Raw genomic sequence first — 9,551 nt, forward strand, 5'->3', positions numbered from 1 at the left:
TAGCGGGTCATCGTGGTGCGGGCCCGATCGGCTGCCGCGGTAAAGGCCTCCTCGATGCGGTGCAGGCGTTCCCGGCGGTGAGATCAAGGGCTTCCACGGCCGTGCGGGAGTCCCAGAGGGCCCGCAACGCCGTCAGGACCAGCGCCTCCCTGCGACCGGCCTTCGGTTCCTGACTCGATCTTTAGCCTGGAGATCCGAACGGTTCGTCGTACTTGATCACTCGGAGTGGTAACCGCCCTACGGGCGGGCGGCCTTCGGCTGGGCATGTGATCCGACCAAACACACAAGCTCAGCGCGAAGGCCGTGGGGATGAGTCTGTCGCATCATGCTGTCCGGCAGGATCCGTTTGCAGGACTGTCACGCTTCCCTACGTTGTTCTGCGGGACGTGGTGAGCCCTCGTATGGTTGACCCGCCCAGAGGTCTCGGGTGTGGCTTTCACGACAGCGGGTCGTCGCCCCAGTCGATGGAGTCGGCCGGGCGGCGCAGGGCCTGGTACTCCTGCTCCGACAGCTCCATGTGTCGTCGCCTTCGCGGACCCCACTCGGCCGCACACGCCTACTCGGGGACGCTCTCCTCGGCCACCCCGGCCCTCGTCGCCGGGGTCTCGCTGCTCGCGGGCAAGCCGTTCACGCTGGGTATCGCCAAGCGCACCACCCCGCCGGAAGTCTGGAGCCTCAAGCCTCTCGTCCAGGTCAACGTGGTCATCACCGCCGTATGGACCGCTGCATTCGCCGCCACAGCCGACGGCCTCGCGGCCCTCGCCCATGCCGGCCAGGACCACTCCGCGACGGGGACACTCGTCCAGGCCGCCGGGTTCGTGGTCCCCATGGTGTTCACCGTGCGCTACGTCGCCACCGTCCGGGCCAGGGCAAGGGGCTGGCCAGCACCCGTCACCCGCGCGTGATAGCAGCAACAGCCACCTTCAATCGGCTGACCAGCGACGATGCCGCTCATGGGCGACAGCGCGGCGGGCTTTCTGTTCCGCCTTGCTCACGCCGACGGGTGTGAGCGGGAAGAACCCAGCACTTCGCGCAGTCGGTTCTTGTCCGGCTTGCCCACAGCGGTGAGCGGGATATGGTCCACAAGGTGAACGGCTGTGGGAGTGTACATGGCGCCCTTGCGCCGGGTGACGAGCTCGCGCACCTCGTCCGGCAGAGACTCCGGCTGTCCGGCACCTGAGGGAACGACGGCGACGTGCAGCTGCTCGGTTCCCCTTCCGTCGGATACGCCGAAGACCGCGCACTGCGCGATGCCGGCATGGGTGAACAGGACGTCTTCCACATCCGCGGGGTAGATGTGTCCGCCGACGACGATCACCGTCTCCTTGACCCGGTCGACCAGGTACAGGTAGTCGTCGGCGTCCTGATGTCCGATGTCGCCGGTGCGGATCCAGCCGTCCTTGAGCACCTCGGCGGTCAGTTCGGGCCTTCGCCAGTAGCCGCTCATCATCATGGGCGTCCGGGCGTAGATCTCACCGATTTCCCCGGTCGGCAGCACGTGCCCCGCGGGGTCCCGGATCTCGATGCTCACGCCCTCGGCCGGCCGGCCGACGGTCACTCTTCCGCTCCCGCGCACCGCCGCCTCCGCGGAATCCCGCACCCGGCCGTGTTCCCCGGGCAGCAGCTCGGTGATACAGCCGGCCTCGGTCTGCCCGTAGGAGCCGTGGAGTACCGGACCGAACGCCGTCTGCGCCTGGGCGAGTCTGCTGCTGGCCACCGGCGTGCCCCCGTAGACGATCCGGCGCAGCGCCGACGTGTCGGTCCCGGCGAGTCGAGGGTGGTCCAGCAGGTCGTACAGCAGCGCAGGCAGCAGCCACAGATCGGTGATGCGTTCACGGGAGAGCGCGGCCAGCACGCGCGCGGGATCGAAGCTGTCGTGCAGGACGACGCTTCCCCCTGCCAGCAGCGCGACATCGGCGAGGATACCCGCCATGTGCGCGAGCGACGTGCAGGCCAGGAGCCGGGGCTGTTCTTCCGGACTCAGGGCTGCGGTGCTTCGCATCAGCAGGTCCCGGTAGGGCCCGTGGGCCATGCGGATGCCTTTGGGTATACCGGTGGTGCCTCCGGTGTGCCGGATGCACCAGTCGTCCTCCGGGTGTGCCCTCCCCTCGATGGGCCGCGGCCGATGACGTGCCGCCTCCTTCACCAGGTCGGGGCCGAACGCGTCGTCGTCCTCGCCCGTCCGCCCCAGTGTGCGCACCAGCGGCACCTCGGTCGTCCGGAGCAGGGCCGCGGCGGCTGTCCGCACATGAGGGTCGAACATCAGGAGCGCGGCTCCGGTGCTGTCCAGGATCGCCCTGTGCACAGCGGTGGCCTGCCCGAGGCCGAGGAAGACCGTCCGGGCACCGAGGAGGTTCGCCGCGTACCGGGCGGCGAGTGCTTCGGGCCGGTTGCCCGTGAGGAGCGCCACGGTCTGTCCGCGGCGGATTCCGAGAACGGTCAGTTCCGCCGCGAGCTGAAGGATGCTGTCGCGCAGCCTGCCTGCCAGGACCGGGCTCCCGTCGTGGGGGACGACCGCCGGACGTTCGGGGTGCCGGGCGAGTACGGCCAGCAAGTGCTCGACGTAGCTTTCGAACGGCGCGTGGGAAGAGGTGGCGACTTGTTCCCGGTCGTCGGGGAGCAGGAAGGGCGCATCAGGCATAGCAGGGGTGCTTCTTTCGGTGCGGCACGTCGGACGATTCCACCGACGTCGCGGGATTGACGTCGCACGTCGCACATCGTCGGTGGAGGAAGTCCGGTGCGGGCCCGCGAGGGCCCGCACCGGACACAGGGGAGGGAGATGTCAGTTCCAGGGGTCGGTGAAGGAACGGCCGGGCACCGGCTTGGCCACCAGGGCCACGGCGGTGAAGAAGTTGACCTGCCCGATCGCGAACATCAGCGTGGCCAGCGCTTTGGGACGGTAGTGCTCACTGACCTCGGCGTACAGCGCGTCGGACACCCGCTCCGCACACGCACTCGGAGTGAGCACCGCTTCCGTCAGAGCCAGCGCCGCACGTTCGGCACCGGTGAAGTACGGCGAGTCCTGCCAGGACGCCACCGACGTGATCCGTTCCTCCGACGTCCCGGCCTGGCGCAGGAACGTGGTGTGCAGAACCGTGAGGTACGTGCTGCCCGCGATCTGGCCGGCACGCAACTGCACCAGGCTGACAGTGGTGCGTGGCACCGAACCGTTGCCCACGGCCTTGAACAGTGCCGCCGAGACCTCTCCCAGCTCCGGAACGAGCGCGGCGGGGTCCTCGGACATCCTCGGAACCGCCGGAACTTCCGCTGTGATCGAACGTGTCTCCATGGTGAACAACTCCTCAGCATCGTGATCGTCGCTGTCACGGCTCCGACGGATCACGGAGAACGGATGTGACACTCCGGCGAAATCTCTTTCGGAGATCCTTGCGATGGACCGGAGCGACCTCATGATCACCGGACGGCCACGGAGGCCCATCTGTCACACCCGCGCCGTCTCACACGTCGTGACAGTGGACCTGCTCGGCACCGCGACGCCGGGCTCCACTCACGAGTGACGGAGACAGTCATGAACACATCCGCACCCCTGTTGGTCACCGGCGGCACCGGAACGCTGGGCAGCCTCGTGGTGCCGCTCCTGCGGCAAGCCGGCCACGAGGTGCGCATACTGACGCGCCACGGCCGCGCATCGGGTGACGGCATCGAGTACCACGCCTGCGACCTTCTCCGGGGGGACGGACTGAGCAGTGCGCTGGACGGCGTGGAGACGGTTCTGCACCTCGCCGGCGGCCCCAAGGACGACGACGAAGCAACCAGGAATTTGGTAGGTGCCGCGCAGACGGCCAAGGTGCAACACCTGGTGTACATCTCGGTGATCGGCACGGATCGGATCCCACTCGCCTACTTCCGGGCGAAACTGGGCGCGGAAGAGGCTGTGGCCGCATCGGGAATCCCCTGGACGACCCTGCGCGCGGCCCAGTTCCACGATCTGGCACTGACCCTGGCACGGAAGATGAGCAAACTGCCGATCATCCCTTCGCCGGGCGGCATGCGCTGGCAGCCCGTGGACGCCCGGGACGTGGCGGAGCGCCTTGTCGAACTGGCACTTGACGCACCCGTCGGCCGGACCCCTGACCTCGCGGGTCCCAGGACGTACGGCCTGGGCGACCTGCTGCGCAGCTACCTGGACACGACAGGAAAGCGGCGCCCGATGCTGCAGGTCCGCATCCCCGGTTCCGTCGGTCGTGCCTACCGCGCCGGTGAGAACCTCGCCGCCGAGAACGCCAGTACAGGACAGCGCACCTGGGAGGCATTCCTGTCCGAACAGGCTGCGTAGGACAGTCCGCCCACCCGGCTACTCGCGGGCGGCCCCACGCACGGCGCCCAAGGGCGCGGCACGGGGCTGTGTCGCACGCGGTCCAGGCCGTCGCCCATATGCGGCACCTCGCCCTCGCGCCATGGCCGGAGAGCCCTCGTCACGCAGGCGTGCCGGAAGGCGCAGGGGATCACCAGCCGACGTCGGGGAGTGACAGGCTCCAAGCAGGACTCGTCGTCCGTGCCGGGTTGTCCGGGTTCGGCGCGTGGCCGGTACGGTCCTCCGGGGGCGCGGCCATCCTGACCGTCCCGGGCGCCGAGTCGAGGCGGGCCGAGGCCACCCGGCCCTCCCACTCCGGTGTCGGCCGCTTGACGATCCGCACCCGCCACGGCCGGTCCGGCGGGTACTGCACCACCACGACGCCACGCGGCCGGTAGTCGGACAGGTCCACCTGGTTTATGTCCTGTGTGATCTCAACCCGGTACGCCGGCCCGTCGTCTGGTGCGACGGTGAGCTCGAACCGCACCGGTATGTCGCTCGGCTCGCCCAGAACGGCCTCCAGGCTCTCGATCGTCGCGAGCGCCGTCAGGGGCACGACCGCTGCCTCCCGGGCCCTTCTCGGCGTACCGGCGAGGAAGACCAGCACTCCGTAGACGGCGGGCAGGACCAACCCGGTGACGAACAGTGGCACACTCTCGACGATCCCGCCCACGACGCATGCGGCGAGCGACGTGCCGACCACGCCACCGGTCAGGAACCTCCGTGCGAGCACGACGGGCGCGTGGTGCGTGGGGAGCGCCGGGCCCGTGGCAATCGTCATACAGGCGATTGTGCTGGGCTCAGATGACGTCCGGTAGACCTCCGCATGATCTCCCGGCAGGTCACGGTGGGATCGCCTTGATCGCATCGCTGAGGTGGTACCGCCTGGCGCCAAGTTCGCCCGGTGTCGGAGTGGCCGATACCCGTGGCAGCCGATCGCCTCGCATACAAGCGCTGCCACCACACAACCATTCCCTCCGCGCTGCTGACGCCCACCCACTGCCACCAGCACGCCCACTCACAGGTTCGCCGGAGAAGCCGAAGTCCGGCATCGAGAGGATCACGACGTGGAAGGCGTCCTCGGCCCGCCGTGCGTGAGGGGGTCCGTCAGCGGACCGACCAGGTGACGGAACTCCAGGACGGATGCAGGCCAGCCGTGGCACAGCCGCAGGGGAAGCTCCGAGGGCTCGGGCGAGCGTACAGAAAGTGGACATCGATCCCGTCCAGCACTGTGCGGTACGACCCGAAGCCTTTGATCTCGTCCTCGCAGCGCCGCCAGTCGTAGTCACGGGCCCAGTGGTCGCACAGGCGCGGATCCGATCCAGCCGAGGGCCCTGGTCCGCAACGGTTTCTCGCGGGCACCGCGCTGAGCCGGACCGGACTGCACCGGCGCGACGTCCGCCCGAGCATCCTCGCGCTGCTGGAGCGCTGCCGCAGACGGCCGCCTTCGTGACCTCCGCCGTGTTCGAGGTGCTCGCGTGGAACGACCTCGCGGCAGCGCTCATGGAGGACTTCGCCGAGCTCGCCCCTGAGGACCGCAACCTCGCACGTCGGGCGTTCCTCCGGCCGGCCCGCGCCGAGGCGCCGCTGTACGGGGTCTCCGACGCCGCGGAGTTCCCGCACCACGTCGTCATGGGGCTCCGGTCCACCCTCGCCCGATACCCTTCCGACCCCGCGGTGACCGCGCTCGTCGACGAACTCCGGGACTCCAGACCCGAATTCGCCCGACTCTGGGAGCGGCACGACGTACAGGCCGCGCCGATGCTCACCAAGACCTTCCGGCACCCGGTCGTCGGGCAGATCACCGTCGACTGCGACTCACTCACGCTCACGGAACGCGACCAGAACCTCGTGCTCTACAGCGCGCCGCAGGGATCACGCAGCGCCGAAGCCCTGGCCCTGCTGAACGTCCTCGGAGCCGGGGCCAGCGACTGTCTGCGATAACGCAACGGTCCCGAAGAAGAGACGGACCGGGACGAGGACGACGGGTAGGGCGATCCGGATGATCCAGGCTCCACGGCCCTGCCGACGCCGTCGGCGGGCCGACTCCGGCATCGTCATCCTGGTCGGCTCTGCCCTGACCGGCTCAGCCCTCGTCGTCCTCGGCCAGCCCGGCAGCGGTGGGGGCCGCTGGTCACAGCATCCCACCACGACTCTGTAGAGCAATGCTGCGGGGTGAGACGGATGCCACCGCTACCGGAAGAGGAACTGACGGACACTATTGTGGCTGACCTCCCCGGCGTCATCGCAATGGTGACCGATCCATGGCCCACGGCGTACGGTTCGGCGGAGTTCCTCAGGGCATGGGCTCGGCAGCCCGGCTTCCAGCTGCTGAAGTGTCCGGGACACTGCCGGCCGGCTCAGACGAGTAGTACCCGCTTGCGTAAGAGCCTGAAGCCCGCGCGGCCGGACATCTGGCGCTTGAGCATCTTGATCCGGTTGACGTGCCCTGCAACGACGCCGGAGCTCCAGGGCAGGGTCGAGCCGGCGATGACGGTGTCGCGGCCGATGCCTGCGGCGAGGGTGTGGAGGCTGGGCAGGTCGTCCTGCCGGACGACGTCGAGCCAGTCGGGTAGGCGCTCGGTGGGCCGGCTGCTGCCCATGGGCCGAGGGCGAACCCCCCACCGTCGCGCCGGACTTCCAGTGCGCCGGCACCACCGAAGTGTGCGGGGACGAGCAGTTCCCGTTCGTCAGCCGCCCGCCCGAGGATCCGACGGCGACTGGCCACCGCTTGTTCCGGGGCCAGGCAGGCGTTGCTGTTGCAGCAGGGATCGAGAATCTGTACCGGGCTGTGCAGCAGATCTCCGACGAAGACCGCCCGGTCGCTCCCGGACGCGAGCCGCAGCACGGACGAGCCGGGGGTGTGACCGGGCGCGGACTCCAGGGTGAGGTGTTCGTCGATGCGGTGCAGACCGTCCCACAACACGGCCTGCCCGGCCCGGTGGACGGGCGCGACGCTGTCCTCGTAGATCAGGCGGTCGGCCTCATGGGCACCGTTCCCGTACGCGTTGTCCGGACCGTGGTGGAAGTCGTCGGCGGCCGGAATGAGGTATTGGGCGTTGGGGAACGCCGGTACCCACTGCCCGTCCGCGTCGACGGTGTTCCAGCCGACGTGATCGACGTGCAGGTGGGTGTTCACGACGACGTCGACATCCTGTGGGTGAACCCCGGCCCTCGCCAGCAGGCCGAGGAAGTCACTCCGCGCGCGGTGGAACGGCCCCATACCCGGTCGTTCGCGCCCGTCGCCCGCTCCGGTGTCGACCAGGACGGTCCGCCCACCGCTGCGCAGCACCCAGCTCTGCAGAGCGAGCACCGCCATGTCGCCGTCCGGCTCCCAGTGGTCCGGTGCCAGCCAGTCCTCGTTGTCCCTCCACACAGCGGCATCGGTGCCCGGGAACATGCCGGAGGCGGGCAGGAACGGTTCGTGCCACTCGACGATCCGGATGACCTCGACATCCCCCAGCACCATGCGCTGCACACGCTCGTTCTCGTTCGTCATGTGCTCAACTCTAGGAAGATCGAAAGAGCCTTCCCATGCACGTGCAGCTCAATAAGATACGCATCCGTCTCATGCTTCATACGGACGATATTCTGGGTGGATGGATGTGGTGAGTGACGCGATCTCTGCCGTGCACCTCGGGCACCCGTGGTTCCACCGGGTGCGGACGAGCGGGAGCTGGTGCGCGCGGCTGGACCCGTACGACGGCGCGGGCTTCCACGTCGTCCTGAAGGGCAACTGCTGGCTGCTGACCGACAGCGGCGCCTCGGTATCCCTCGGCGTGGGTGACGCGGTGCTGCTGCCTCACGGCACCGGCCATGTGATCGCCGATTCTCCCGTCGACGCGGCGGTCGCGGCGCGGAAGTCCGTGCCGTTCGAGCGATGGCTTGCGCAGACAGGGCAGCGAACCCTGCCCGACCGCGACGGGACGGAGATGCTGTGCGGCAAGTACTGGCTCGACTGCAGCCGCATGCACCCGCTGATGGCAGAGCTCCCCGAAGTCGTCCACCTTCCCAGCCGAGTGGGCAGCCACCTCGAACTCCGCTCCGCGATCGACCTGCTCGCCGGTGAACTCGACGAGAGGCGTCCCGGTTCCTGCGTGGCGCTCCCGAACCTGCTCGACCTCCTCCTCGTCTACATGGTCCGCTCATGGATGGCCGAGACCACCAGCGGATCCTGGCCCGGCGCACTGGGCGACCCCGTGACGGCCACCGCCCTGCGGGCGCTGCACTCGAAACCGGCCGCGCGGTGGAGCAACGACCGCCTGGCCGCAGAGGCGGGCGTCTCCCGCCCCACCCTGGCGCGCCGGTTCACCACCCTGGTCGGCCGCCCCCCGATGGCGTACCTCGCCTGGTGGCGCGTGATCCTTGCCGCCACCCTGCTCCGCGACACCAGGGAAACGCTGGCCACCATCGCCGGCCGAGTCGGCTACGGCAGCCCGTACGCGCTCTCCCACGCCTTCGAGAGGGAGTTCGGCACCACACCCGGGCGCTATCGAGCGCAGGCTGCGGGTCGATCCGCTTCCGCCGCAGACCCTCGGCCGGCGTCAGAACAAGCTGACATCGCGGACCCGGTCAGGCGGCGACTCCCGCAGTCGTCGTGAACCGGCACCCGTAGGCGCGTGCACAGTCGCTCGTTCGAACCATCGCTTTCCACGCCTGTCCGCGGTCGAGATTCTGTGCAGGTACGCGAAGACCCCCCAACTCGCCTGCACGGCCCGAAATGCCATCGGTCTTCTGCTGGCCGGCACTCAGCCCAGGATGCGCAGGCGACCTGTCGTCAAAGGGTCATGTGGTGCTCGGCGGGGGCACCGCGGTGGGGTCCGTGCTCGCGTCGGCGCGAAGACCGCGGTCGACGAGGTCGATGAGGTACTCGAAGCTCTCGCCGATGTCGGTGGACCACTGGAATCCACCGGATGCCTGCAGGCTGGCGAAGCCGTGGAAGATGCTGCGCACCGCCCGCAGTGCGTGGGTCATTTTCTGCGGGGGGATGTCGTATCCCCGCAGTACCGCCTCGAAGGGTCCGATCCCTCGTCTGGAGGCGAGCACGATCGGGTCGTCGGGACCGGTCGGTGTGAGGCCGAGAGTGGCCGCGTAGCGGCCGGGGTGGGCGAGGACGAAGTCGCGCAGTGCCCCGGCGGCGGCGGCCAGGGCGTCGCGGCCGGCGCGGCCCTGGTTGGCCGCGGCGCTCGCCGCGGCGGCCGCGGCGCAGGCGCGCGCCGCCGGGCGCGGGGGGAGG

The 9,551-nt window shown here is 69.3% G+C and carries 7 protein-coding genes and 3 pseudogenes; 4 read left to right on the plus strand and 6 right to left on the minus strand.

Annotated features, from left to right (window positions below):
* Positions 1-515: 515 nt before the first annotated feature.
* Positions 516-905, plus strand: a complete 390-nt coding sequence (locus ABZ371_RS09115) for a hypothetical protein (protein WP_358675663.1) — start codon at positions 516-518, stop codon at positions 903-905.
* 86 nt (positions 906-991) lie between these two features.
* On the opposite strand, the gene ABZ371_RS09120 is transcribed toward ABZ371_RS09115, so the two are convergent.
* Positions 992-2,641: an AMP-binding protein gene (locus tag ABZ371_RS09120; protein WP_358675665.1), complete on the minus strand. Its 1,650-nt coding sequence runs from the start codon at positions 2,639-2,641 to the stop codon at positions 992-994.
* Positions 2,642-2,782: 141 nt separating this feature from the next.
* Positions 2,783-3,289 (minus strand): carboxymuconolactone decarboxylase family protein, encoded by a 507-nt coding sequence (locus ABZ371_RS09125; RefSeq protein WP_358675667.1) that lies wholly within the window; start codon positions 3,287-3,289, stop codon positions 2,783-2,785.
* Between the two features lie 240 nt (positions 3,290-3,529).
* Here ABZ371_RS09125 and ABZ371_RS09130 point away from each other — a divergent pair, with 240 nt between their 5' ends.
* Entirely contained in the window at positions 3,530-4,297 is a 768-nt protein-coding gene (locus ABZ371_RS09130) for an NAD(P)H-binding protein (RefSeq protein WP_358675669.1), read from the plus strand.
* 262 nt (positions 4,298-4,559) lie between these two features.
* On the opposite strand, the pseudogene ABZ371_RS09135 reads toward ABZ371_RS09130, so the two are convergent.
* Both ABZ371_RS09135 and ABZ371_RS09140 read right to left on the minus strand, forming a co-directional pair.
* Positions 4,560-5,096, minus strand: a pseudogene (locus tag ABZ371_RS09135) (hypothetical protein); the annotation flags it as partial.
* 326 nt (positions 5,097-5,422) lie between these two features.
* Positions 5,423-5,725: an epoxide hydrolase N-terminal domain-containing protein gene (locus ABZ371_RS09140; protein WP_358675671.1), complete on the minus strand. Its 303-nt coding sequence runs from the start codon at positions 5,723-5,725 to the stop codon at positions 5,423-5,425.
* Between ABZ371_RS09140 and ABZ371_RS09145 the strand changes: the two are divergent.
* Positions 5,667-6,259 (plus strand): annotated as a pseudogene (locus ABZ371_RS09145) (transcriptional regulator); the annotation flags it as partial. The gene ABZ371_RS09140 and the pseudogene ABZ371_RS09145 overlap by 59 nt on opposite strands.
* 652 nt (positions 6,260-6,911) lie before the next feature.
* Here ABZ371_RS09145 and ABZ371_RS09150 read toward each other — a convergent pair.
* A pseudogene (locus tag ABZ371_RS09150) lies at positions 6,912-7,814 on the minus strand (MBL fold metallo-hydrolase); the annotation flags it as partial.
* Positions 7,815-7,914: 100 nt separating this feature from the next.
* Between ABZ371_RS09150 and ABZ371_RS09155 the strand changes: the two are divergent.
* Positions 7,915-8,916, plus strand: a complete 1,002-nt coding sequence (locus tag ABZ371_RS09155) for an AraC family transcriptional regulator (RefSeq protein ID WP_358675673.1) — start codon at positions 7,915-7,917, stop codon at positions 8,914-8,916.
* A 184-nt stretch (positions 8,917-9,100) separates the two neighbouring features.
* On the opposite strand, the gene ABZ371_RS09160 is transcribed toward ABZ371_RS09155, so the two are convergent.
* Positions 9,101-9,551: TetR-like C-terminal domain-containing protein (locus ABZ371_RS09160; RefSeq protein WP_358675675.1), on the minus strand; the 451-nt coding region annotated here is incomplete at its 5' end.

It is taken from the genome of Streptomyces sp. NPDC005899 (genome assembly GCF_040629645.1).
Taxonomy (GTDB): Bacteria; Actinomycetota; Actinomycetes; order Streptomycetales; family Streptomycetaceae; genus Streptomyces.

What these genes read in the sequence shown, in the direction of transcription:
- ABZ371_RS09115 (WP_358675663.1), top strand. Translation starts at nt 516, where the DNA reads ATGTGTCGTCGCCTTCGCGGACCCCACTCGGCCGCACACGCCTACTCG.
- ABZ371_RS09120 (WP_358675665.1), bottom strand. Translation starts at nt 2,641, where the DNA reads ATGCCTGATGCGCCCTTCCTGCTCCCCGACGACCGGGAACAAGTCGCC.
- ABZ371_RS09125 (WP_358675667.1), bottom strand. Translation starts at nt 3,289, where the DNA reads ATGGAGACACGTTCGATCACAGCGGAAGTTCCGGCGGTTCCGAGGATG.
- ABZ371_RS09130 (WP_358675669.1), top strand. Translation starts at nt 3,530, where the DNA reads ATGAACACATCCGCACCCCTGTTGGTCACCGGCGGCACCGGAACGCTG.
- ABZ371_RS09140 (WP_358675671.1), bottom strand. Translation starts at nt 5,725, where the DNA reads ATGCTCGGGCGGACGTCGCGCCGGTGCAGTCCGGTCCGGCTCAGCGCG.
- ABZ371_RS09155 (WP_358675673.1), top strand. Translation starts at nt 7,915, where the DNA reads ATGGATGTGGTGAGTGACGCGATCTCTGCCGTGCACCTCGGGCACCCG.